17 protein-coding genes and 1 pseudogene are annotated in these 26,906 nt (G+C 39.2%); 10 read left to right on the top strand and 8 right to left on the bottom strand.

All coding sequences use genetic code 11. The features are described 5' to 3' along the window. Positions 1–28 precede the first annotated feature (28 nt). The 3 genes from F907_RS03865 to F907_RS19490 all read left to right on the top strand — a co-directional run bounded on the left by F907_RS03865 (position 29) and on the right by F907_RS19490 (position 5,739). The gene (locus F907_RS03865; protein ID WP_016652963.1) at positions 29–3,532 is read left to right on the top strand and encodes an AAA domain-containing protein; all 3,504 of its coding nucleotides are present in this window, start codon (positions 29–31) and stop codon (positions 3,530–3,532) included. Further along, positions 3,525–5,087 (top strand): hypothetical protein, encoded by a 1,563-nt coding sequence (locus tag F907_RS03860; protein WP_016652964.1) that lies wholly within the window; start codon positions 3,525–3,527, stop codon positions 5,085–5,087. The genes F907_RS03865 and F907_RS03860 overlap by 8 nt, the downstream gene beginning before the upstream one ends. A gap of 418 nt (positions 5,088–5,505) precedes the next feature. Beyond that, positions 5,506–5,739 carry an ion channel gene (locus tag F907_RS19490; protein WP_373866227.1) on the top strand — a complete coding sequence of 78 codons (234 nt, stop codon included), beginning with the start codon at positions 5,506–5,508 and terminating at the stop codon, positions 5,737–5,739. Positions 5,740–6,269: 530 nt separating this feature from the next. On the opposite strand, the gene F907_RS03855 is transcribed toward F907_RS19490, so the two are convergent. From F907_RS03855 to F907_RS03845, 4 genes and pseudogenes are all read right to left on the bottom strand, one after another. Further along, positions 6,270–7,382, bottom strand: a complete 1,113-nt coding sequence (locus F907_RS03855) for a DUF3800 domain-containing protein (protein ID WP_016652965.1) — start codon at positions 7,380–7,382, stop codon at positions 6,270–6,272. A 53-nt stretch (positions 7,383–7,435) separates the two neighbouring features. Then, positions 7,436–7,596 (bottom strand): annotated as a pseudogene (locus tag F907_RS18590) (IS5/IS1182 family transposase); the annotation flags it as partial. A gap of 977 nt (positions 7,597–8,573) precedes the next feature. Continuing rightward, positions 8,574–8,843, bottom strand: coding sequence for a hypothetical protein (locus F907_RS19300; protein ID WP_016652966.1), 270 nt, complete (start codon positions 8,841–8,843; stop codon positions 8,574–8,576). A 178-nt stretch (positions 8,844–9,021) separates the two neighbouring features. Continuing rightward, entirely contained in the window at positions 9,022–9,585 is a 564-nt protein-coding gene (locus F907_RS03845; protein ID WP_016652967.1) for a TetR/AcrR family transcriptional regulator, read from the bottom strand. Positions 9,586–10,670: 1,085 nt separating this feature from the next. Here F907_RS03845 and mqo point away from each other — a divergent pair. The 3 genes from mqo to F907_RS03825 all read left to right on the top strand — a co-directional run bounded on the left by mqo (position 10,671) and on the right by F907_RS03825 (position 14,125). Further along, positions 10,671–12,311, top strand: a complete 1,641-nt coding sequence (gene mqo, locus F907_RS03835; RefSeq protein WP_016652969.1) for a malate dehydrogenase (quinone) — start codon at positions 10,671–10,673, stop codon at positions 12,309–12,311. A gap of 78 nt (positions 12,312–12,389) precedes the next feature. After that, positions 12,390–13,631, top strand: coding sequence for an MFS transporter (locus F907_RS03830; protein WP_016652970.1), 1,242 nt, complete (start codon positions 12,390–12,392; stop codon positions 13,629–13,631). 38 nt (positions 13,632–13,669) lie between these two features. Then, positions 13,670–14,125 (top strand): hypothetical protein, encoded by a 456-nt coding sequence (locus F907_RS03825; protein ID WP_016652971.1) that lies wholly within the window; start codon positions 13,670–13,672, stop codon positions 14,123–14,125. A 48-nt stretch (positions 14,126–14,173) separates the two neighbouring features. Here F907_RS03825 and F907_RS03820 read toward each other — a convergent pair whose 3' ends face one another. Both F907_RS03820 and F907_RS03815 read right to left on the bottom strand, forming a co-directional pair. Beyond that, a complete protein-coding gene (locus F907_RS03820; protein WP_016652972.1) occupies positions 14,174–16,234 on the bottom strand; it encodes a choline transporter in 2,061 nt (686 codons plus the stop codon). A 117-nt stretch (positions 16,235–16,351) separates the two neighbouring features. After that, positions 16,352–17,962, bottom strand: coding sequence for a BCCT family transporter (locus tag F907_RS03815; protein WP_016652973.1), 1,611 nt, complete (start codon positions 17,960–17,962; stop codon positions 16,352–16,354). A 265-nt stretch (positions 17,963–18,227) separates the two neighbouring features. Here F907_RS03815 and betI point away from each other — a divergent pair, with 265 nt between their 5' ends. The 4 genes from betI (at position 18,228) to F907_RS03795 (ending at position 22,948) form a co-directional block, all read left to right on the top strand. Beyond that, complete coding sequence (gene betI, locus F907_RS03810) at positions 18,228–18,854, top strand: transcriptional regulator BetI (RefSeq protein ID WP_016652974.1); 627 nt, start codon at positions 18,228–18,230, stop codon at positions 18,852–18,854. Further along, positions 18,847–20,319: a betaine-aldehyde dehydrogenase gene (gene betB / locus F907_RS03805; RefSeq protein WP_016652975.1), complete on the top strand. Its 1,473-nt coding sequence runs from the start codon at positions 18,847–18,849 to the stop codon at positions 20,317–20,319. Before betI ends, betB begins: the two co-directional genes overlap by 8 nt. 90 nt (positions 20,320–20,409) lie before the next feature. Then, the gene (gene betA, locus F907_RS03800) at positions 20,410–22,104 is read left to right on the top strand and encodes a choline dehydrogenase (RefSeq protein ID WP_016652976.1); all 1,695 of its coding nucleotides are present in this window, start codon (positions 20,410–20,412) and stop codon (positions 22,102–22,104) included. 61 nt (positions 22,105–22,165) lie between these two features. Beyond that, entirely contained in the window at positions 22,166–22,948 is a 783-nt protein-coding gene (locus tag F907_RS03795) for a TorF family putative porin (protein WP_081402449.1), read from the top strand. 71 nt (positions 22,949–23,019) lie between these two features. Here the strand turns inward: F907_RS03795 and F907_RS03790 are convergent, their stop codons facing one another. After that, positions 23,020–24,195 carry a zinc-binding dehydrogenase gene (locus F907_RS03790; protein ID WP_016652978.1) on the bottom strand — a complete coding sequence of 392 codons (1,176 nt, stop codon included), beginning with the start codon at positions 24,193–24,195 and terminating at the stop codon, positions 23,020–23,022. Between the two features lie 774 nt (positions 24,196–24,969). Further along, positions 24,970–26,574, bottom strand: a complete 1,605-nt coding sequence (locus tag F907_RS03785) for a GMC family oxidoreductase (RefSeq protein ID WP_016652979.1) — start codon at positions 26,572–26,574, stop codon at positions 24,970–24,972. Positions 26,575–26,906: the final 332 nt, after the last annotated feature.

Here is a 26,906-nt window from a genome sequence, read left to right on the forward strand (position 1 = left end):
TGATAATTCAGCGTATATCACTTCAGACATGCTTGCAGAATTTAATAAGCTCACAAAAAATGAGTTAGAACACAATAGTTATAGTGATTTATTATCTAGTATAAAGATAGGCAGTTTTTACAAAGGTGACTGGAACCCATTTACTTTTTATCAGAAATATCCTCCTTCTGGTGAAAGCACGGTTTCTGGTAATAAGTTCAAATATAAAATATCAATAGAAGACAGACTTTACTTATGTAAAGCCTGGAATAATATTCAAATCAATAATGAGAATTTAGGCCAAACTCGAAAAGTTCTCAATTTTAAGCAAAGAGTTGAAGCCCTAAATAATAATAACTTCTCAGTTCCTTCAATCCATGATTATGGATACTCACCTTCCTCAGGTACACTATTCGTTATAACTGAATATGTTGATGGTGTAACTTGGGACAACTTCCATCTAAAAAATCTATCTTTAGATAGTAAAAAAAAGTTAGCTAAAATTTTAATTACCTCTGTAGCTAATTGTCATTACCGTGGTATCGCACATGGAGACTTGCATCCACAGAATATTATTTTAAATATAGTCGATGAGAACATTGAGCTTTACTTAATAGATATGATTGACTTTAGTCTAGAGTCTGAACCTTTTAATTTTGAGTACGGCCCTGTTAACCCAGCTATTACAGACTCATTTGGTCGTGATAGATACGCAGTATATAAATTAATAAAAGAGTTGTTCATCGATGATAGTTTACCAACTATTCAAGAAGAAATTAATATCGGGTTTTCTTGTAAAGATCAAGTACCAGTTTCATTAGATCCGCTGCTCACAGCTTTAGAAAATGAAAATATTGAAATATTAGAATTACCTATCCAAGAGCTCATACAATTAAGCAGGCAACACCAATCATTCCCACCTCAGTTAACTCAAATTTCTCAGGAAAATAATAATTACTTCTTCAATTGTAAGTGGAATAGGTTCAATAGTTCCATTTTAGATTGCTATATAACAGGAACAAAACAGCAGCTAAAAATTGAGCTGAATCCTGAAAAAAGAACAATTGATAGATTAAACTATATTCCCAATATTTCATTTTCAGAATTGGTATCGGCATCTTCAAAATCACAGGCAGTTTTAGCTGTAAACCTATCCATAATCAATGAAAAACAAAATAAAATAAATGACCAAAAGTTAATAAATATACTATTATCTCTTGATATTGTTCTAGATGAATTAGAAAAAAAATATTCCGATTTAGATAAAAATCATATTACTGATAAAACTACTACTAAAGATTTAGTAGAAATTGATATCCCTATATCAAAGGCATGGCAAGCTTTATCTGAAACAGAGCTAGAGCTAAGATTCAAAATAATCATTGATAGCCCTGATATTAAGGAAAGTAAAACAGGAAATTTCTTAATCAGGTACTTACAACCACTAACCCAAAATATAGATTTTGATCTTGATGATACTGTACATGCTTATATAGGTGATGAAGAGTTTCAGATCGGCCAACTCGATCTAACGGAAACAAATTTAAATTATATTGCTGTCAAGCCTTCTCGTAGTTTTAATAAGCATCTTATCAGAAGTGGAGAAGAAATTTCTTTAGAATCAATTAAGAGCAAGGCCTCTCGCGATCGTAAAAATAAGGCATTAAATCGTGTTATAAACAATGAGGCGATAATAAATAATCTTGCAAATTACTTTGATATTAATAATAAAGGTGAAACTAACATTTTAGATAAAAAAATTTCAGAAGCTGAAATTCGCTCTTTATATGACTCACCTAATTCAGAAATGAATCCACAGCAAGTTGAAGCATTCAAATATCTGTTATCCTGTGATCCTATTTGTGTATTACAAGGTCCACCAGGAACAGGTAAAACTTCTTTTATTAGTAAGTTCATACATTACCTATTTGTAAAAGAAAATGTACGTAATATTCTACTAGTTGGTCAATCTCATACGGCAGTTGATAATGTAGCAATAAAAGCTAGAGAACTTTGTAACAGTAAAAAATATGACTTACAAATTGTTAGAATTGGTCATGAATCAATGATCGATACTGAGTTAATGCATACCCACCCTACTGCTTTACAAAGACAAATTCTTCACAAGTTTCATCGTGAGTATGAGCAAAGAGTTAGAGCATTATCAAGACATTTATTATTGCCCATTGAGCTAATAGATGAACTAACAAACTTACACCGCTCTCTTGCCCCTTTAATTAATAGCTTAAAGCTATATGAAAGCCTTTTAGAACAAGAAAAAGAGCATCATTTAAAAAATGAAAAAATTGATGAATATGAGGTATCTATAAAAACTAAAAAAGAATATTTAAATAGTATCGTCATGTCTAGATTTAATAAAGACTTGAACCTGGATTTTAGTACAGACCTATGGGAACAAATTGCTAATCACACATCAGAATTATATAGTATAAATAACCCAGCTGCATTAAAGAGACTAAAAGGACTGTTATTTTTAAGTGAAGAGTGGATGGGAGTTCTTCGTACAGGAGAAGCTAACTATGATAAATTCCTTGTTAAATCAAAACAATTAGTTTGTGGAACTCTAGTTGGTATTGGAAAAAAGCAAATTGAAATTGAAAATGTAGAGTTTGATTGGGTAATTATAGATGAAGCTGGCCGAGCCCAAGCATCAGAATTATTGATTGCAATGCAATCTGCTCGACGGGTTCTACTTGTAGGAGATCATAAACAATTGCCTCCACTCTACGAAAAAGAACAGTTACGATTAGCTGCAAAAAAAATCAATTCAAATATCGATATTTTTACGGAAAGTGACTTTGAAAGAGCTTTTAAGGTGACTGAAGGAATCACTCTAAATACACAATACCGTATGATTAAGCCAATCGGAGATATAGTTTCTCACTGTTTTTACAATGGTCAGTTAAAAACCGGGCGCGATGATTCTGAAGAATGGTTTAATTTATTAAAATCTCCACTTAATAAAGCAGTCACATGGATTGATAGTGCTAGTGACTTTGGAGAGCTAAATGATGGTTCTGGTAAATACTATAATATTAATGAATTAAATTGTATATGTACTCTTCTTAAAGGCCTATGTGAAGATAATACTATCCAGGAACTAAAGAAATTAGTAAATAATGAGCAGGCATTTCCTATAGGTATTATCACTATGTATAGAACTCAAAAAGAAAAAATTGAAAATGAAATAAGTAAAGCTGAATGGGCAAGACCAATACGAGATTTAATCAAAATTGATACTGTTGACTCATATCAAGGTCAACAAAATTCTATAATTATCTTAAGCTTAGTACGAGACAACATCCAACTATCTCAAGGTTTTTTGAAAGATAACTCGCGTATAAATGTCGCAATATCACGAGCTCAGGAACGCTTAGTAATTGTAGGCTCTCACAAAATGTGGAGCTCTCACAAAAATGACTCAGCGTTAAGTAGAGTACATGAATACATCTCTGAAAAAATTAGTTCTGGTGAAAATAACTACCAATATTTTAAAGCAGATGAAATTAATGGGGTAGTTACAAATGCTTGAACATAATATTGATGAAGATAGTATTGATAGATTGGGAAATATTATTTCCATTCTTCTTCCAGCTAAAAGCTATAAAATCCTTTGCGCATGGACTAATGAAGAAGCATTACCTGCTGTCGAAGATTTTTCTTGTCGTTTATTAATTTTATTCGGTGAGTTGTCCCCATCTGAATTAGGTGAATATTTTGGTCTTTCATATAGAGAGTGTGAAATTTTAATTGATTCTTTACTTCAAAAGAAATTAGCTATAGTTAATAATGATGGCAATTTAACAGCGGCCCCTTTATTAAACTCAAAAGTAAGAGGTGATATTTCAGAGACAATATCCTTAACAAATTTTGAAGAGAGAACTGAAACTGTAGTTTTTGATTTACTTACTTTAGGATTATTACCGAGCTTAAAGCATAATAGTGCTAGTAAATATGGATTACTTGAGGTATCCAAGGGCCAACATAAAGAAATTAGCATAAATGATGTTATTCAGTCATTTAGTTCTCAATTCCGAGCACATCTTGAGTATAGTAGAAGAAGTGAAAATGAAATAAAAAAGACTCGATTATACAAAATTATGTCTTGTGAAAAAGGAATGCCATTACAAATTCCAATTGATATTGAAGTAAAGCTAAAACCATCTGAAGGTTTTGAACCAATTCTCACTAGAGAAGTCAAAGGTGGCAGTGCAACAAGACAATATATAATTTCAAATGAATTGGAATCATGCATATCTGACTATATTGCCAGTCTTGAAGTACTTAATATTGGCACGTCATTTAGTGAATATTGTGATCTTGTTGACGATCATGTGTTAAAAAGATACATAGAGAATGAACAATTCAATTTCTCAGGGTGGTTAAAAGATAGACAGCACAAAAAAACGGGTTATGGTAATCAATTAACACGTGGGATGCTCGGACCAATTTATTTAGAAAAAAATTTAAAGAGAATCATTAGTGAAATTAAATATATTTTCACTAATAATGAGATTGAGGCACTCCCACCTGCACTATGGCTTTCTAGTAAATTACCGTTATGGGGTGCAAATGGTACAGAACTATATGAATTTGCTAAACGTATGGAAAAAGAGCTCACCCAAAAAGATGAACCTGGTTGTATTACTTTACTTTTCAATCCTCAAAATGAAGACAAAGCTTTACACGAAAAAAGATATAAGAATAGAATTCCTAATGCAATTTCATTGCAAGGTGAATCTATAACTGATTTCATTGAATGCTTTATTATTCCTGATCATTTAGCTGTAATTCAGTTTCATATATATCCTAGTAAAACTAGCTCTATTACGGTCCCCATAGGTTTTATAACTACAGAAAAACATCGTTTAGAGCAAATCTACCAACTAGTCACCTCCCGTATCATGAGTTCAAGCGATATAAAGGTAACTTGGGGAGGGAGAAATCTATCTGATCTTTTACCTTTATCTCTTCTGCAAGAATTAGAAAGTAGGCCACTAACTACTAAAAGACCTCATCAACAAAGAAAGGAAGTGAATGTATTAAGGAAGCGTAAGTTTTCATTTAAGAAACCTGAAAGTCATTAAAAAATTCTTAATTATAGAAAAGACAAACTACGAGTAATAGAATACCAATAATGACAGATCTTGTGTCATACTTGCTGTCATTATGCCTCACAAGGTATATATTTATTCATTGAGTTATTTAAGAATACTAGTGACAACGTTTCTGTCTCTTGACACGTAATGGTCATACGACACATATGTTATCATTGATTATTATAAGAAAATATCACGGTAATTAAAATCAATTACAGTGAATTAAGGCTGATATCACTTTCGCATACCAGCCTTTTTCATTAAAAAAATTAGGGGTAACAAATTTTCTAACGATATTAAAAAACAAACATTAATTCCAAGATTAGAAAGCCGCATCAAAAAACTATTTGATAACTCCTATAGGACGATTTTAGAGAGCTTCTTATTTATTTTTGGTTTTGTAGTTATTTTTTCATCAGCATTGTATTTTTGGTTAATCCCATTTTGTCATTATTTAAATAAAGAGAATATAGATATTTTTAATGAATTATACTTTAGCATCGTGACTTTTACACCACTTGGATATGGAGGTTTAAGCACTATAGGATACGACCGTCTTATTGCAACTCTTATCGTAGGGTTAGGCTTAATATTCATTGCTCTTCTAGTTAAAAATTCTCTTCTGAAAGACAACAAATAATCCTTTTATTATTGCACACAAGTAATTATCAAAGATGAATAATCAACTTTTCTTTAGAAGTAGAAGAAATAAATGCGTTATTAAATCGTTGCCATGGAGTGGTTCTTCAAATGGTATATTTAAACAAAAACTCTAAAAGATAAATCATACATACTGCTTTTTATATTTAATTTATTAATTTTTTAAGAAAAAAATAGAAAAAAACCTTAAGTTGGTCTATGCTTCATATTAATGTAACTTTTGAGAAAATTAATAATGACATCATTCTCTTAAAAAGATGTTCTCAAGGAAATGCGACTCCAATAATAAATAATTTTTACAATAATACTCCTATTGGTCCACAAAAAAATTAGCCTACCAACATTTATAAGGAAATTACAAAAAAACACTTGGTATTTCTAACAACCTAGTAAGTAAAAGTATTAATATGCTTCTTAAAAATATAAGCTACCGAAAATTAAAAATATATACAAATCTGCGTATTATGTTAATCCCCCTAAAATTAACATAATACCCCACCCTGCAACTAATTATGTGCTTTGCGCTTTCTTCATATTTATAAATAGATTTTTTTTAAATTCTTCAGTAAAGACTTTATTTGATGATTGATCCATAAGTTCATAGAGTTCAATCGTATCTTCAGTACCTTTTGCGTGACTAATACTTCCATCAAAACAAACTGTTCTAAGAGCATATTTCCCATAATCTGGTGAATTTATCATGAGTCCTCCTAAGAGTCTGGCCATTTTTTCATTGTCTGTAAAATTTTTTTTAAGGCAACGATTAGTGCTACTTACTAATAAATCTACTACTTGTAAACCATGAGATGTTTTTGAATCTGTGAATTTAAAGTCATCACCTAAAATAAGACCTAATTGGATTGGGTACATATCGTCTTTTAATGTAGGCAGATCAATTTCATAAAATTTAGCGTCACTCTCTAGTTTTTCATCACATTTTTTAGTATAGAATGACTTTAGTAAATAATTAAAGTCTTTACCTTCTCCGGCTACTAATCTCATGGGACTACGTAAAGTTGAAGAAACAGCAATAGTTAAGTATAAGGATTCAAAAACTTTTTCAAATTTTTTTGCGTTAGCCTCTATTCCTTTTTGATCTAATCTCCACTGAAATGATGACAATGATTGGGGGGATAATTTTGCATAAAAGTTTACAGCTTTTTCAATTAATCCTACTAGTAAATGACATTGCATATAAACTTGTTGAAATAATTGAAGGCTTAGATTTTCTAATAAACTTTTAATCTCCATTGAATGATTTAATTCATCTCCTACTAATTGTTCTTTTTCGATATGTTTTTCAATACCTTTGATAATTGAGTTCTTTCTTTGAACAATTGTTTCTGATTCATCAATAGAAATATTGGTAACTAATGCCTCAAAACTACAATTTAAAGATTTTAATTCGGTGATGAATAATTCAAAAGGTTGTGAAGAACAATCTGGTCTTGGGTTTTTAATTTCATTTTCACTTTCGATATCTAAAGCCTTTTTAAGATCATTTAAGGCATTTTCTAATTTCTCCATGGACTCATCAGGTACACAAAGTGCACCGATAGTACTACATGCACGATTATTATCAGTTGGTCTAAACAAACCAGATTCATCAATAAAGATATACATTTCGTAGACTCAGATTAAGAGATAAATTGATATTTTTAAGGTGTGTCGACATTTCAAGTATAAAATTTACCTGATATAGGAACCAAATAAATATACAGGATAAAGCAACTTCACCTTCATAACTGCACTTTAGCTTATCATATATAATTACAGTTACTCTGAATTGTTTCAACCTATAGAATATGTTTTCAACTAAATTCCTAATTTTATAAATTCATCAATCCATCAATCCATCAATCCATCAATCCATCAATCCATCAATCCATCAATCCATCAATCCATCAATCCATCAATCCATCAATCCATCAATCCATATGTTAATTTAATAAATTAAAATATTTTATAGATTTAGTAATGCTTATTTTAAGTTTTTCTAAAATTAACTCAATACAGCTTATGCAAAATTTAGCTTAGTTAACTTATATATTTTAGTATCTTAACTAATTTCTAAAAACATATTTATCACTGGATGGAATTTTTTATGAATCTTACCGTTCTACACCTAATATTTAATTAATGATCCAAGATTTATGTAGTGTATCTTAATTTTATAACTTTTAATCCAGATTTGTTCCAATAATTTAGTTTTGTACTACAATTAATAATCAAAGAAGTTAATTACATGAGTTCTACATTGCCAGTACTTACTCTCATTTATCATTCCAGAAATGGAACATTAAATTTCGAGCAGCTTGTAGAAGAATTATTCTCCAAATGGTATATGCTTGAAACTGAATTTAGCTTTTCACAAACTACATAAAATGCTGCTTTACATGAGGATTTTAATACACTTTTTAATTTCTATTACCCTCAGAAAATTAATAGTATACCGCTAAGATATTGGTACTTCTGCAGGTAGAATTCCGAGTAATAACACTTATGCTTTTTATAATGAAAATATCATTTCACTAGAAGATATTCTTGAAATTCTGACTAATTTTAATAAACAATCAATAGAAGAGTGATTTTATTACAAATCTAAAATGATCTTAATTTTTTTGCTCAAGGAAAAAATGACAGCTGTTGTGTCATTTTACCCAAAAATGACATAGGTTGTGTCGCTGATTATTGTTATTATGTATCACAAGGATTTAGAAGTTTTTGAATTTATGTATTCGATGATGACAAAGGACGTGTCACGTGACGTCACCAACTAGAAAAAACCGCCGAGATGGCGGTTTTTTTATAAAACTATTTAAATCTAGAAATTTCAAAATTCAGTCGATATGTCATAAAATTTATTAGACAAGCTTCTCTAATTCGTTTCTTAAATAGCTTCTTAAAAATAGGATTTGTTAAAAAAATGCTCAACACCATTACAAAAGCTTCAACATACAGATTTTCAAGCTGAAACACATTTAAAATCTCGGCAAAAAACTCTTCTATTAAATAGAAAAAAAACCAACTCAACGAAGAAACAAAAGATGAGAAAAAAATACTGTAAAAATTAAATACGATCATATTCACACCCTCATACTCTTAATAAAAAGCAATCAGTCAAGATAAAAAATTTAAATTATCTTAATAATTTTTATACACTTTTAAAGTTAAACTTACAACTATATTACCCCCTACTATCCTCCCTTATTCACCTCGACACAGAAAACTGACTCAAGTATTTTTAGTGGTTCAACCCGCCTTAAATAATGGGACTCCTCACCCCCACCAACCATCCTTCCAACAACTTCCCTTTATCCACTTTATGACCACTCAACAACTGCACCATCGCCCCATCCACCACAAACAAAAACATCTGTGCATCTGCTTTTGCAGCATTAATATCCACTCTTACCAACAACATATAAATTTCACGAATCAACCAGTTTCGGTACTCCACCACCATCTCATAAGCTTTCGGATAACGTGTTTTAATTTCAAAAACCGCCCGAAACAATAAATGGTACAGTCCTTCCAGATCGGCATGTAGACAGAAAATCTGCGTTAGCTTTTCGCGTTCTGATAAGTTTTTATCGACATAAATAATTGAACGTACTTCTTTTTTGAGTGCCGTTCTCTGTGCATTCAGCACCATTTCAATCAGTTGTTCTTTGGAGTCGAAGTATTTATAAAATGTGCCTTTGGCAACTTGTGACACTTCAATAATCAGGTCGACCCCAACATGATGAAAACCATCTAGACTAAACAGGGTTCGGGAGGTATCGAGCACCCTTGATGTACGATTAGATAAAGCAAAAGGTGGCATAGTATTTCCCTTTTAAAATCATTTTTATTCCATCGAAATTGAGATAAAACGCCCTGCAATGCTGTAATTTGCAAAAAAAAGGCATGCAAAAACCCGATAAGACGGCCTGAGCGCATCTCAAGTTTTATTGTTGATCTGATGTTTTAATCGTGACGAAGTTACGCTTGAAAACCTAAGGGCAATCAAACGGTGTCAAAGACTAATAATAAAGAAGAATAGAAATACGATGCATGGCCAACTCCTAAATCATTCGGAATTCTGCCAAGACATAAAGATTATGGTGGCAGGGAGAAAGAGGGTTGACAGACTGAACCTAAGAATCAGCACGCCCGAAGGCGTCCCCCTTTCGCCCTACCGCTACAAAAGAGGGACGAACAAGTCTACATCAAAAAAACAAGGTTTTTCAATGTACTTAGGAAACGGTCTGTCAAAACCGGCTGGCGATGTAGGCCAGCGCTTAAAGAATAATCAGTGGGTCTAAGGGTGTCAATGCTACACTTTGGGCCAAAGTAATTTTCTTATTATTTTTCAAATAGCTATATTATTTATTAATTTTAAATTATGATATAAGTGTATTTTTATAATCAAATAACAGACTTTAAAAACACAAATTTAAACCATTTAGGCCAATCCAACACATTCATGTATGAATAAAATAAGCCCATCTCAACCATCTTATCGGATGTATACATCGGATCGCTACAGATAGGATATAAATCAGTCAGTTTGGGGAAACTATTTACACCATTATGCATAGCTAAGCCTGTTTTTTTATTGTGCACATCATCGTATCTGGTCAAAATGTGACTCATCTCTCTAAACTATAAACCTCAGATTTACTAGAACTTTACACAATAAAAATACAATATTTAATCTAAAGCGACTTGATTTGTACATTTTGAAACATTAGTTCAACCAAAACACCATCTAAATTAAAGTAAAATTCATGAACTAACCTCTCTAACATCAGTGTAAAGGCCAACCCTTTGCTGATGTACCTTTATTGCGTCTGTATCATCATTTAAATTCTTTCTCTCTATATCGCTTGTCATATAGAGCGTCATTTAATTTTTAAGGTAAATTGAATGAAAAAATTTTGGAAATATTTATTAGTACTGCTCGTCGTACTGATTATTATTGCAATTGCCTTTCTTTTTAGACCAGTTGCGTCTAAGGCAATTAAAACCACCAACAACGAACCTACTGTCGATGTTGTACTGATCGGTGGCGGGATCATGAGCGCCACTTTAGGTACTTACCTCAACGAATTACAACCAGACTGGAACATCCGCATGTATGAACGTCTTGATGCTGTTGCACAAGAAAGTTCAAACGGTTTTAACAATGCGGGTACAGGTCACTCTGGCTTTATGGAAATGAACTATACCGAAGAAAAAGACGGTAAAATGGACATTTCTAAAGCCATCAACGTGGCTGGCCAGTTTGAAATTGCCAAGCAATTCTGGGCTTACCAAGTGAAACAAGGTGTGTTAGAAACACCAAATACGTTCATTAACCCAGTACCACACATTGCATTTGTGTGGGGCGATAACGTGAACTTCATGGAAAAGCGTTATGCTGCCATGGTTCAAAACCCGTTATTCGCGGGCATGAAAATGAGCGAAGACAAAGCTGAAATTCAGAAATGGGCACCTTTGGTGATGGATGGTCGTGATCCTCAACAAAAAGTGGCAGCAACCCGTATGGACGTTGGTTCTGACGTGAACTACGGTGCAATCACCACTCAGTTGATCAACCACCTCGAAAAGAGTCCAAACTTCAAACTCAGCACTTCAACTGAAGTAACAGGTATCAGCAAGAATGACGACAACACTTGGTCTGTTGCATTCAAAGATTTGAAATCTGGCAAAGTTGATCATGTTAAAACACGTTTCGTATTTATTGGTGCGGGCGGTGCTGCAATTAAATTATTGCAAATGACTGGCTTACCAGAAGCACAACAATATGCAGGCTTCCCTGTAGGTGGTGAGTTCCTTGTGACTGACAACCCTGCGGTCACTGCAAAACACACAGCCAAAGTCTATGGCCGTGCTGATCTTGGTGCGCCTCCAATGTCTGTTCCACATATTGATACCCGTTATATCGACGGTAAAAAATATGTGTTGTTTGGCCCATTCGCAACCTATTCAAACAAGTTCCTGAAAAATGGTTCACAACTTGATTTGCTTGCATCAACCAACAAAAACAACGTCTTGCCTATGGCTGCAATTGGTCTACAAAATGCTGACCTTGTTCAGTATCTCGTAAGCCAAGTGTTGATGTCTGATGCTGATCGTTTCAACGAGTTGAAAAAATACTACCCTGAAGCTGATCCAAAAGACTGGCATTTACAACAAGGTGGTCAACGCGTTCAGATCATCAAAAAAGAGCCGGGTAAACCTGCGAAATTGCAATTCGGTACAGAAATCTTTGCGTCTAAAGACAAGTCTGTAACGGCGTTGTTAGGTGCTTCTCCAGGTGCATCAACCTCTCCTTACATCATGCTCAACTTGCTTGAAAAAGCATTCCCAGAGCAAACCAAAGGTGTTTGGAATGAGAAATTGCATGAGATCGTTCGTTCTTATGGCAAAGACCTTTCAACCGATCCTGCGTTGTTAGATCAAATCCGTCATTACTCAAGTTCAACTTTGGGCTTGAACTATACGACACCTGCAAACTTGGTTCCTGCCAAGAAAGTAGAAAAAGCGGAAGCTGTTGCACAATAAGCAAGGCCAAGCCTAAATCAAAAGGGAGGAGTTTCGGCTCTTCCCTTTTCTCATTCTGCCTTTTATATTTTTCGCCCTATGCCTTCTGCTGTACCCGATTCTGCTTTTGCTGCATTTGCCAGTCGTGACTTTAGGTTATTGACCCTCAATCAATGCTGCCTAACCTTTGCGGTACTGATTCAAGAAGTGCTGGTGGCGTTTCATCTGTATCAAATCACCAAAAACCCGCTGATTCTCGGCTTGGTCGGGATCATGGATTTTTTGCCTTTTCTCGCCCTGTCTTTATGGGGCGGTTATATTGCTGACCGCTTTAATCGGCAGCGTATTTTGCAAATCAGTTTTAGTTTAGCCATTCCCCTATCGCTTGGCTTATGGATCTGCTTTGATCTGTTTCAGGCGGATAAAATCAGTTCCAACCTCTTACTCATTGCAACCTTCAGTATCCTGTTTTTATTTGGCTGTATTCGCGGTATTTATAGCCCCTGCTTCAACTCCTTACGCCCCTTTGTGATTCCTGAACATCTGTATGCCAATGCGGCAACATGGACCAGTATGTGCTGGCAGGCCTGTGGCATTCTTGCCCCTGTAATCGGCGGCTTTTTACTGGCTCATCTCAATTTAGAGATTACCTTTGCCGTGATCGTGGCACTTTTTCTGATTGGCTGTATCGCGCTGTGGTGTTTACAAAAACGAGCGTTTCCACAACTGCAAACCGAGTCGATAACACAAAGTCTGAAAGAAGCACTGCAATTTATTTTTAAAACCAAAATTATTTTCTGGGCGATGTTTCTCGATCTTGGTTCCGTTTTCTTTGGCGGCATCATCGCGCTGCTCCCCATTTTTGCCCAAGATATTTTGCATGTCGGCGCCGATGGTTTTGGTCTATTACGCGCTGCGCCTGCGTTTGGCGGCTTGCTGATGATGGTGATTTTAGTCCGCTATCCACCCAAGTCCCGACCATGGCAAATCATGTTAATTGCAGTGGCAGGCTTTGCACTATGCACCTTGTTATTTGCTGTTACCAGACAGCTCTATTTTTCTGTCGCAGTTCTCATTATTATGGGTGCCTGTGACAGCATCAACATTGTTATTCGTCAAACCATACTGCAACTGATTCCCCCCAAGGACATGCTTGGACGCATTGCTGCCATTAATGGCATCTTTGTCACCTCAAGTAATGAACTGGGTGCCTTGCAGTCCAGTGTGATGACACGCTTTTTCAGTGTAGTGCCTGCAATGTTGATTGGTGGATCACTTTCTTTGCTCTGTGTTGTATTAACAAAGATCAAAACCAAAGATTTATTGAATTTTCGTTTTTAATTTCTCAAACAAACAGCTATTTAAAAAACCAATGTAATATGAAACATACTTTGCCGCCCGCTTCAGGCCTATCTAAATTTATCATTTTTTCCGTTTTTGTATGGCTCGTACTCTTGTGGCTGCAGTCCACCTATATTGTGGTGATTGGCGGCCAAGCCTATCTGTTCTGGACTTCTTTCGGTCTGTTAATCTTAAATATTCTCAGCCTGCGACCAAGCACCTTAAAAAATCGAATTGCCTTGGCCATCACCGCCGTATTACTGGTCTATCTGGTATTTAACTCGCTGTTTTGTACCTATCTGATGATTGCCTTCTATTGTATTTTCTATCTCTATTCAGGCGAATATAAAAATAAACGTGCCATTAAACTGATCAGCCTGTTTTTGATTATGATCATCTTTGCCATCTATCAAAGCCAGTCCTTGCATGAACTAAAAAGCCACTATGCCCCTTATGAAACCGGTGAAACATGGCAAAAATACGGCGCCTTATAATTCAGCCCATAAAAAACCTCACGTGCAGTGAGGTTTTTTATGGAAGGCTTAGTCTTGTGAATCTGGATACAAAGGACGGTTACCAGGACTAATCCGATTGATATGCAAGAAAGTCATATGACGTTCATACTTATCCAGAATGTCATTAATCACCTGTTCTTTGGTGTATCCCACCAAGTCATTGTCCTGAGAACCTTCATACAAGAAAGTCTCTAAACGGTAGTAGAACTGCTTGCCACGTTTACCACGCTCACTAAAGGTCGGTGCGATATAACGTACCGGCCAGATCTGGTACACGAAGTTATGCTCTTCTTCGATGTAGATGGTGAGATCCAGATGGTACAGGCTGTCGCTTTCATCGACCTCGCCCTGCGTCACTTCCACATTCATGCCACGCTTGATCAACTCATCCGCCACGGTCTGTACCGCTGGCTTACATACACTGTCGAGCATACGTTGAGTTTCACTACTGCCCGGATGATGCATGACACGGGATAAGCGCTGCTTCCAGTTCAGGATGTCCACGTTTCCAACCACAGGTGCCGCATTTAAGCTACGACTGGCTTTACGATAATCCTCTAAACGCAAGGATTTATATAAGCCCGCCATCACCAACAACATCACAAAACTAAACGGCAAGCCCATGATCACCGTGGCGCTTTGCAGGGCTGTAATCCCGTTCGCCATCAACATCGCGATCGTGAGTAAACCAATTGCCGTTGCCCAGAAAATTCTCAGCCAACGCGGTGCGTCATTGTCAACATTGGAAAACTTGGTGGTAAAGTTACCGAGTACCAAAGCACCTGAATCCGCAGACGTCACATAGAACAGCAAACCAGTAATGGTGGCCACACCCGCAATAAAGGTAAAGCCCGGATATTGCGCCAACAGGTCATAAAAACCATGTGCAGGATCAGTCAAAACCGTTTGTGCCAGTGCCGTATTGCCTTCAAAAATCACGTTATATAAGGCGCTATTTCCGAAAATAGACAACCATGTAATCGTAAATAATAAGGGAATGATCAGGGTGCCACAGACGAACTCACGAATGGTACGACCACGTGAAATACGTGCCAAGAATAGCCCCACAAATGGCGACCATGCCACCCACCATGCCCAGAAGAACAAGGTCCAACTGTTCATCCAGTCTTTCGGGCGGTCAAAGGCAAAACTTTCCAGCGCCAGACTCGGGAAACGGCTGATATAGTCACCAAAGTTTTGCACCAAGGCATTGAGCAGAAATTCGGTATTGCCGAGGAACAGGACAAACAACATCAGGCCAATTGCGGCATAGATATTGATTTCAGACAGCACCTTGATGCCTTTATTCACCCCTGCGGTCACCGAAATAATGGTGACAATTACAGCAAGGCCAATCAGGGCAATCTGAATCCAAAGGTTTTCAGGTACATCAAACAGTACATGCAGACCATAGTTGATCTGAACGACGGCGATACCACAGGTGGTTGCGATACCAAAGATGGTGCCAATCACCGCAGCGGTATCGACGGTATGCCCAATTGGCCCGTCAATTTTATTACCAAAGATTGGGTATAAGGCAGAACGAATGGTCAGCGGCAAGTTATAACGATAACTGAAATAGCCCAAGGCCATCCCGACCAGTGCATACATGCCCCAACCGGTTAAGCCGTAGTGGAACAGGGTCCAGACCATGCCCTGACGAGCAGCTTCAAAGGTCTGCCCCTCGCCCACAGGTGGATTCATATAATGAGACAGCGGCTCAGCCACCGAGAAGAACATCAAGTCTGTGCCGATCCCCGCTGCGAACAGCATCGCCGACCAACTCAGCAGACTAAACTCGGGTTTAGAGTGCTTCGGCCCGAGCTTGATATCACCATAACGCGAGCAGGCAATAAAGATCACGAAGATCAGATACAGCGTTGCTGCCAGCAAATAATACCAGCTGAATTTATCACTAACCCAAGCCAGCACCACATTGAGTAAGTGGTTGGCAAAGTCATTAAAAAAAATCGTAACCAGTGCAAATGTTAAAATAAGTAGAGCTGAAACATAAAAGACCACACGATTTAACTGGTCTTTATTCGCTAATGTAGAATCATCAACCGCTCTTGGATTATCTGTTGCCATACAATCCTCAGGGAGTTAGAGAACAAAAAGAAAATATTCATCTACGTCTTTCCATCTTTGCATCAATGAAAAGACATGTCTGAATAAAAAATGAAAAATAAAAGTCATTTACCCGAATTACAATGTTTCTGATTTTTCAGTTATAGCTGGTGATGACTGAGTTACCTGCGTTATCACTTGCGGTGGTGTAGGACGAAATTGATCCTGTTTTAGTGCTTTGGCGAGGCCAAACATATACAGCAAAATAATAACGGAAAATGGTAAACCACACAGCACCACGGCACTTTGCATGGAGTGGAAACTCCCTGCCAACAGCAGACCAATACTGACAATGGTAATCACCACAGACCAGAAAATTCTTAACCAAATCGGCGAATCACTTTCATTGCTACCCCCTTTCGAGGACAGATTTGCGATCATGAGTGTACCAGAACCCACAGGGGTCAAAAACAATACGAAACAAATCACAACAACAATCCCGGCAATATAGGGATTGAACGGTAAAAATTCGAGAAGCTTAAATAAGGACAAGGCAGGGTCAGTCATGACCAGATCACCGAGGATTTTTTGCTTCTGTTCCAGAATAAAATAGATTGCAGTATTGCCAAAAATCGAGATCCAAGCCAAGGTAAAACCGAGTGGAATCAGGCAGACACCCAACACCACTTCGCGAATGGTACGGCCTTTAGAAATCCGCGCAATAAACATGCCCACGAATGGCGCCCATGCAATCCACCATGCCCAATAAAACACTGTCCATGAACCTAACCATTCACCTGCTTTACTGTTGTAGAGATACATATCAAAGCTTTTTGCCAGAAAATGATCGAGATAATCGCCCATATTCTGCACCAAACCATTCAACAGATGATTGGTTGGGCCTGTCAGGAACACGAATAATAATAAGGCATAGAGTAATCGTAGATTAATCCGCGATAACCACGCCAGACCTTTTTCAATTCCGACCACGGTAGTAATGGTCGCCACGGACATCATCAACAACACCACCGCAATCAGTGTGGTCTGGTTATTGGGAATTTCTGGGAGAAGATAATGTAGACCTGAGACCAGTACCAAGGCCCCGATGCCCAAGTTAGTCACCAAAGAAATGACTGTGGCTAAAATCCCGAAGCCATCGACAAAATCTCCAATCAAACCATGAATCCGCTCACCAAAAATCGGATACAGCGCAGAACGCAAGGCCAACGGCAAATCTCGACGGAAGGCAAAATAACCCAAGGTAACACCCAGCAAGGCATACAACACCCAACCATGAATGCCCCAATGTAAAAAGCTGTACATCATGGCATCACGTGCAGCTTGAATCGTTCCACCCTGACCTTCTGGCGGTCGCAGGAAATGGTCAACAGGCTCAGCCACACCGTAATATAACAATGCAATCCCGATCCCTGCCGAAAACAACATCGACACCCAAGCCAGATAACCAAATTCTGGTTTATCGTCATCTTTGCCCAAAGGAATCTGCCCAACCCGTGAAAACGCCAGCCAAGCAACAAAACCTAAACAAACCACGATCACCAACATGTAGTACCAACCAAACAATTGATTGGCCTGCCCTTGGATATAGGTCAACCAGAACTGGCTGCGCTGCGGAAACAACACAAACAATAGGCCAAAAATGCCGATACTGATTGCGGAGCTCCAAAAAACAAACAAATTTAAACGTATGGGTTCGGATGGGGATCCTTCATTACTTTTTGACACCATGTTCTTGCTCCTTGCAATTGGTGTATTTTTCTTTAAAAAATAATGTGATAAGTATCATTTAACACCTATCGCCTTATCCCTGAGAATCTTTGATTTATTACTTTACATCTGTTCTTGCCAATCAAAAATTCATTGATTTTTACAGATTATACTTTTTATTGATTGAACGTTCAATCAATAAAAAGTATGATAAAAAATGTTATGATGCTCTACATCGAGAAATGTTGAATAAAAAGCACCTTGGCAGGGCTTGAAATGGATAAGCATGACAAAGCGTAGAGTTAAACCAGAGCATGTGCGACGTGAAGAGATTATTAACGCCGCATTTTATGTAATTTCTGAAGTGGGGTTATCCAATACCACCATTGCACAGATTGCAAAAAAGGCCGAATTATCGACAGGTATCGTGAGTCACTATTTTGGTGACAAACAGGGTCTAATCAATACCTGTATGCAGGAAATGCTCAACGTTTTGCGTCAAAAAACCGACCAATATAAAACCGAAGCAGATGCGCATCCAGAAAACCAGATCAAGGCCATTATTGATTCCAACTTCGATATCAGTCAGGTCAACAAACAAGCCATGCGGGTCTGGTTAGACTTCTGGTCAGCCAGTATGCACCTGCCCGAACTTGGACGTTTACAACGAATTAATGATCAGCGCCTGTATTCCAACCTGAAGCATTATTTTTTGATGTTGGTAGAGGATAAACAACAGGCCAGCATTGCCGCTCGCGGATTGGCGGCTTTGATTGACGGATTATGGTTACGTGGCAGTTTGAGCAGTCATGATGAGTTTGACAGCCAGTTGGCACGTTCCATTGCTTACGATTATGTAAAAACGCAATTGCAATTTGCGAACAAACCTTTGCAGGAGAAACAGAATGAGTGATGCACAAGTTCACCAGTTATATATCCACGGACGTTATGTCGCAGCAACCAGTGGTCAAACATTTAACAGCATTAACCCTGCCAACGGTGAAGTGATCGCAACACTTCAACAAGCCTCACAACAAGACATTGAAGCGGCTGTTCAAAGCGCACAACAAGGCCAGAAAGTCTGGGCAGCCATGACCGCAATGGAGCGTTCTCGCATCCTGCGCCGTGCAGTGGACATCTTACGTGAACGTAATGATGAACTTGCCCGACTCGAAACCCTCGATACCGGTAAGGCTTACAGCGAAACCTCAACCGTGGATATCGTGACAGGTGCCGATGTCATCGAATACTACGCAGGTCTTGCCACGGCCATTCAAGGCGAGCAAGTGCCACTACGCGAATCCAGCTTCTTCTATACCCGTCGCGAACCGCTTGGCGTGGTCGCTGGGATCGGTGCGTGGAACTACCCAATTCAAATCGCAATGTGGAAATCGGCCCCTGCCCTTGCTGCGGGTAATGCCATGATTTTCAAACCAAGCGAAACGACGCCGCTGACGGCATTCAAACTTGCTGAAATCTATACTGAAGCGGGCGTTCCAGACGGCGTCTTCAACGTCGTTCAAGGTGCGGGTCGTGACATCGGTCAATGGCTGACTGAACATCCTGTGATTGAAAAAATCTCGTTCACGGGTGGTGTTGAAACAGGCAAGAAAGTCATGGCCAGTGCTGCGGGTTCGACCTTGAAAGAAGTCACCATGGAGCTGGGTGGTAAATCACCCCTGATTATCTGTGATGATGCCAACCTTGACCGTGCTGCAGATATTGCAGTCATGGCAAACTTCTTTAGCTCAGGCCAAGTCTGTACCAATGGTACTCGCGTGTTTGTACCGAAAGCCCTGCTTGCTGATTTTGAAGCTGCCGTTGTAGAACGGGTAAAACGGATTCGTATTGGCGATCCGATGGCGGAGCAAACCAATTTCGGTCCACTCACCAGTTTCCCGCATATGGAAAAAGTATTGTCTTTCATTGAGTCAGGCAAACAGCAAGGCGCAAAACTGTTGATTGGTGGTGGACGTGCCACAGAAGGTGACTTGGCTAAAGGTGCTTATGTGCTCCCGACGGTATTCAGCAACTGCCAAGATAATATGGCGATTGTGCAAGAAGAAATCTTCGGCCCTGTGATGAGTATTCTCAGCTATGAAACTGAGGAAGAAGTGATCCGTCGTGCTAATGACACCACCTTTGGCTTGGCTGCAGGTGTGGTGACTCAAGACATTAGCAAAGCGCATCGTATGATTCATCAACTTGAAGCCGGTATCTGCTGGATCAATACCTGGGGTGAATCACCTGCTGAAATGCCAGTGGGCGGCTACAAGCAATCTGGTGTTGGCCGTGAAAATGGCTTAACCACTTTGGGTCATTACACCCGTATCAAATCCGTTCAAGTTGAGTTAGGTGAGTATCACAGCATTTTCTAATGCGCTCAGCTGTCACCCTCAAAATTAATCCTCTATGCCGAGCAATCCCATGATTGCCTCGGCATCCTCAAGAATAGAAAAAGGATAACGATGAATACTCAAGCATATGACTACATTATCATTGGCGCAGGATCTGCCGGAAATGTGCTCGCAACACGTCTGACTGAAGACAAAGACGTGACTGTTTTACTCTTGGAAGCCGGTGGCCCAGACTACCGTTTAGATTTCCGTACTCAAATGCCAGCCGCTTTGGCTTTTCCTTTACAAGGCCGTCGCTATAACTGGGCCTATGAAACCGATCCTGAACCACACATGAACAATCGCCGTATGGAATGTGGTCGTGGTAAGGGCCTCGGTGGTTCTTCACTGATTAACGGCATGTGCTATATCCGTGGTAATGCCATGGATCTGGATCAGTGGGCAAGCATGAAAGGTCTGGAAGACTGGAGCTACGCCGACTGCTTACCCTATTACAAAAAAGCCGAAACCCGCGATATTGGCGGCAATGACTATCATGGTGACCAAGGCCCTGTATCGGTGGCAACCCCTAAAAATGGCAATAACGTGCTGTTCCATGCCATGGTTGAAGCAGGTGTACAAGCGGGTTATCCACGTACCGATGACTTAAATGGTTATCAACAAGAAGGTTTCGGTCCAATGGACCGTACCGTGACCCCTAAAGGTCGTCGTTCAAGTACCGCGCGTGGTTATTTGGATATGGCCAAAGGTCGTCCGAATTTAACCATCGTCACCCACGCCACCACCAATAAAATCCTGTTTAATCAAAAACAGGCGGTGGGTGTGGAATATATTATTGGCGCAGACCAAACCAATATGAAACAGGCACAGGCCAAACGTGAAGTGTTGCTTTGCGCAGGTGCGATTGCCTCACCACAAATTTTACAACGTTCAGGCGTGGGTGAAAGTACCTTCCTGAAATCGATGGATATTGATGTGGTGCATGATTTGCCCGGTGTGGGTGAGAACCTGCAAGATCACTTGGAAATGTACTTGCAATATCAATGCAAGCAACCTGTGTCACTTTACCCTGCGTTGCAATGGTATAACCAACCTGCGATTGGTGCTGAATGGTTATTCAATGGCACAGGTGTGGGTGCAAGTAACCAGTTCGAAGCAGGCGGCTTTATCCGCAGTTCTGAAGAATTTGACTGGCCGAATATCCAGTACCACTTCTTGCCTGTGGCGATTAACTACAACGGCAGTAATGCAGTAAAAGAGCATGGCTTCCAAGCCCATGTTGGTTCAATGCGCTCGCCTTCGCGTGGTCGCATCAAGCTCAAATCAAAAGATCCGTTTGAACATCCAAGTATCTTGTTTAACTACATGTCTACAGAACAAGACTGGCGTGAATTCCGTGATGCAATCCGTATCACCCGTGAAATCATGGCGCAGCCTGCGCTTGATCCGTATCGTGGTGAAGAAATCAGTCCGGGTAAACACATCCAGACCGATGCAGAACTGGATGAGTTCGTACGTAGCCATGCGGAAACAGCATTCCATCCTTCATGTAGCTGCAAGATGGGTGAAGATGATATGGCGGTGGTCGATGGACAAGGTCGCGTACATGGCGTACAAGGCTTACGTGTGGTCGATGCTTCCATCATGCCATTGATCATTACCGGTAACTTAAATGCCACCACCATTATGATCGCAGAAAAAATTGCCGATCAAATCCGTGGTCAAAAACTCCCTCGTTCTGAGGCAGGCTATTACAAAGCAGGTACAGCACCTGTACGTCAAGCGCCGTTACGTTCAATACTATAAGGAAGAAATTCCTCAGGGATACCCGAAGCTCAGCTTCGGGTATCACTTCATTCAGGGAGAAATGATGAAAAAATTATTATTGATTGCACCCTTCGCTTTTTCTTTTCAAAGCACGCATGCCACTGAACCGACCTCACCTTACTCTGCTAATATCACTGCAGCCAGCCAATACGTTTCACGTGGTTTTCAACAAACTTGGGGTAAAACCGCCTTGCAAGGTGGATTGGACTACAACCATAGCAGCGGTTTTTATGCAGGCACTTGGGCATCGACCGTAAGTGATCATTTTATTCGGGATGCCTCGGTCGAGTGGGATGTGTATACCGGCTATAGCCACAGTTTTGGCGATATCACCGTTGGCACTAAAGTCGCCTATTACTATTATCCCGGCGCGAAAACCACAGCCGAAACAGGCAATAGCCGCTTTGATTATGGAGAAATTATTCCTGAAATCAGCTACGGCCCGCTCAGCGTAAAATATGCCATCACCTATACCCAAGATTATTTTGGCAATAATTCGGATACTTTAGGCATCGGCAACAATAAGCACTCACGTGGCTCAGGTTATCTGGATGTCAATTGGCATCAACCAATCACACAAGGTTGGTCAGTCAATGCGCATTATGGCAACCAGCGCATTAAAAACTTTTCTGCCGCCAACTTCCAAGATGCCAGCTTTGCCGTCAACAAAGAACTGCCTTATAACCTTTCCAGCAGTTTGACCTATAGCAAGGCATGGGATAAAGACAGTTTTTATCAGCAATACAGCAATGGCAATCCTAACGCCAAAGTCTCCAATCCGATTGATTCAACCGTGACTCTATCATTGACCAAAAGCTTCTAATCCTAGCTGGATCAAGTCTTCTGACATAAAAAAGCCGCTTCATTGCAAGCGGCTTTTTAGAATCTTGGATATTAAGGCTTGATCAGTTCAATCGTTGCGCCTGCACGTTTTGGATCAATCAGAATCTTGGCATGTTGTTCTGGATCACGCAGCGCCTCAAAGGCATTGCCCACCCCCTCCAAGCCGACTACACCCGTAATCAATGGCGAACAATCGACTTTACCTTCTGCAATCATATGCAGCGTGTCACGGAATTCAAGTGGTGTATAACCCAATACATATTGGATTTCCAATTCCTTATTAATCGCCAATGCAGGTTCGATCTTGTCGCTTTGCATACACACGCCCACTCCGACGATACGTGAGAACAGTGGCGCACCTTCCAAGATTTGCTGCATGATCCCAGCCACGCCCACGCACTCAAAAATTACTGGGCGCTTTGGCAATATGCCAAGCTTATCCCCGACGCGCATGGCATTGACCCACGGTAATGAGTAAGTCTGAACCTTGTCAAAAATCCCCATCCCCATATTCACTGCTTCAGAGACATTGCCCAATAAACCCAGCTCTTTCCAACTGCTAAATGGCGATTGCTGTTTAGGGTCAATCAAGATATCGGCACCACATTGCTCAGCCAAACGACGGCGGTTTGGTGAAAAATCACTAGCAACCACCGTTTTAACGCCTGCGGCCTTAAGCATAATAATCACACCCAAACCAACTGGACCACAACCAATCACGATGGCTGGCTCATTTTTCTTGATTCGACTACGACGTACTGCATGCAGTGCAACAGCCATTGGCTCAGTCAGCGCTGCACTGTCCGCATCTAGACCATTCGGCACTTCAAACATCAGACTGGATTGCACCAAAACCTGCTCTGCATAACCACCTGAAGCACTCGGTGACAGGCCCGTAGGAACATAGCCTTGTGGATCAACATTTAACAAGGGCATGGCACAAACCAAAGTATCTGCTTTCAATTTACGTCGTGTTTTTAGGCCATAATCCAAGACTTTGCCACAGAACTCATGCCCGAAAACCAATTTATCCGAGGACTTTGCCACCCCATTAAAGCCGACGCGTGCTGCCAGATCATGCATGTGATCACAGTGATGTTGCATATGTAAATCCGAACCACAGATACCGCAACGTACTACTTCAAGTAAGACTTGTCCCTTTGCAGGAACCAATTGAACACTGTCTTTCAGTTTCAGCTCAGCGTTATGACAAATCAAAGATTTCATAGGATGCTTTCCTTTTTTGTTTTATTCCCATTGTTTACCTTCAGCACTTTAACCTGTTGCAGTATCAAGCAAACAACACATGACTCAATCCTGACAAGGATAATTGTCAAAAACTATGACCGAAATATCAATATCTCAAAGCAATAAAGTCAGCCAGAAAATTATGCATAAACAAGAGAGGGAGTTTAAGATGTTCAAACTCTAAAATTTTAGAAAAGTACATAGCAACACTTCACATCACAGCTCAACCCAAAGCTATTTTTACTCAGCATCCAAATCGATATATCGGCCCGTTTCCCCATAAATATTATATTGTTTTAAGTGATAACCAGACACAGACTCATCTATCAAATAATAATTATGGTCTTTAAACGCAATTTTGAAATAATTCTGAAAATTAATACTCTGAAAAATATTCTTCTCTATTGAAAAACAAGGATAACCTTCACAAATGTAGATTTGAACAAAATTATAATTTTTAGCTCGAATCTCATTAAAAATATCAGAAGGAATATAAATAGAAAGCCTCAAGATCGATACAAAATAATCGTATTCCCGCCATCCTGGCAAGCTAGTCAAGTTTTTGATAAATCATATCAATATCAAAATCCTTATCCATACTGACTTCTATATTATTCACCACAAGCAAAACCTTATTTTATTTAGTATCAATGTTTTATCAAATTTCAAAGAAATACCATGATCTCTTATACCAGACTGGATTAAAATAAAAAGAGCTAAGGAAAATACCTTAGCTCCACAATAACTTAGAACTTATTTCCAAGTTTGACGAATCAAATCCACCGCTTTTTCAGCAATCATAATTGCAGGCGCATTGGTATTGCCATTGACTACAGTTGGCATAATCGACGCATCAATCACACGCAGCCCTTCAATGCCATATACTTTTAGCTCAGGATCGACCACCGCCATCTCATCTACACCCATTTTACAACTGCCAACGGGGTGATAGACCGTGTCGACACGTTGGCGCAAAATCTCACGAATTTCATCATCAGATTGCACATTCACTGTAAACATATCTTCTTTAATTTTTTCACTTAAAGCAGGTGCATTCATTAACTTTTGCGTGACTTTAAACCCATCGACCATATCTTGCAGATCTTGTTCATCTTCAAGGAATTTAAAGTCGATTAATAATGGATCATCAACATTTTTACCACTGAGTTTGACTGAACCCCGCGCACGCGGATTCAGCAAGCAGACATGGCATGAAATCCCATGCCCCATATGCATGGTTCGCGCATGGTTATCCACTACCGCAATCACAAAATGCAACTGTAGATTCGGCTTATCCAACTCAGGACGACTTTTTAAGAAACCACCACATTCAGCAAAATTGGTCGTAATCAAACCACGACGTTCTTTACGATAACGCCCGATCTGTTTGACCAAATCAATACTGCCCCCAACTGACACCCCAAAGGTTCCTTCCATTTGCTTGGTCTTATAAGCAAAAATAAAGTCAGGATGATCATGTAGGTTTTCACCAACACCTGCTAAATCTTTAATTACAGGGATACCGTGTTTTTCCAGTTCTTGACGTGGACCAATCCCCGACAGCATCAAGACTTGTGGCGATTGGAATGCCCCAGCTGACAACAAGACTTCTTTATTGGCACGAACAACTGTGCTTTGTCCGTTGTGTTTATATTCCACCCCGACTGCACGACCATTTTCAATCACAATACGGGCAACTTTAGCTTGAGTGATCACCTGTAAATTCGGGCGTTTACCTAAATAAGGAAACAGGTAACCGCGCGCTGCGCTCCAACGTTCGCCATTTTTTTGTGTGACCTGATAAACCCCTAGCCCTTCTTGTTCTGCGCCATTAAAGTCATCATTGAGTGGATAATTGACCTGCTTCGCAGCTTCAACAAAGGTCTTTTGATATGGATTGTCAGAATGTAATTCACTGACATTCAATGGCCCGTGTTGACCATGATATTCATTACGAATGCGCTCGTTATGCTCTGATTTTATAAAGTATGGCAATACATCCTGATAAGACCATCCTGTATTGCCTAAAGCAGCCCAATGGTCATAGTCGCTATGATGTCCACGGATGTAGACCATCGCATTGATCGCAGAACTGCCACCTAAGCATTTTCCACGAGGTTGATAACCTTTACGCCCATTTAAACCTTTTTGTGGAATGGTTTCTAAAGCCCAGTTATTAATTTTAGTTGGAATACTGATCACCGCTGCTGAAGGTGTATTCACCAACCAGCTATTTCCATCACCACCAGCTTCTAATAAACATACCGAAATATTTGGGTTCTCAGATAATCGCCCAGCCAATACCGAGCCTGCCGAACCACCACCTATAATTACAAAATCAAAAGCTGTTTCTGTCATCTCTATACTCTGTTTTTTCTTTTTAAAAAGTGGAAGCATTATGCCGAATACAACATTTAAATACTGTTGTAGTTGTCTAACCAATTTATTTCATTAAGAGCAACTTAACTGCAACGCAATAAAAGCGCAATAGCCAAATCCAGCAGTCGCGTTGTTGTAAAAAGAGAGTCGATCAGAAATTGATAAACCACTTCTTTATATTACTCATTAGCTTTAGAAAAATGCGCTGAATAGTCCTGCTAATCAACACTTCAAGCTTATTCATTTAACAGATCAGGTCAATGTTTGCATTTCGCTTTACTTTGAATGGCTGAACCAAGTAAATAAACAAT

Origin of the sequence: Acinetobacter colistiniresistens, from assembly GCF_000413935.1 — a bacterium.
GTDB classification, from domain to species: domain Bacteria; phylum Pseudomonadota; class Gammaproteobacteria; order Pseudomonadales; family Moraxellaceae; genus Acinetobacter; species Acinetobacter colistiniresistens.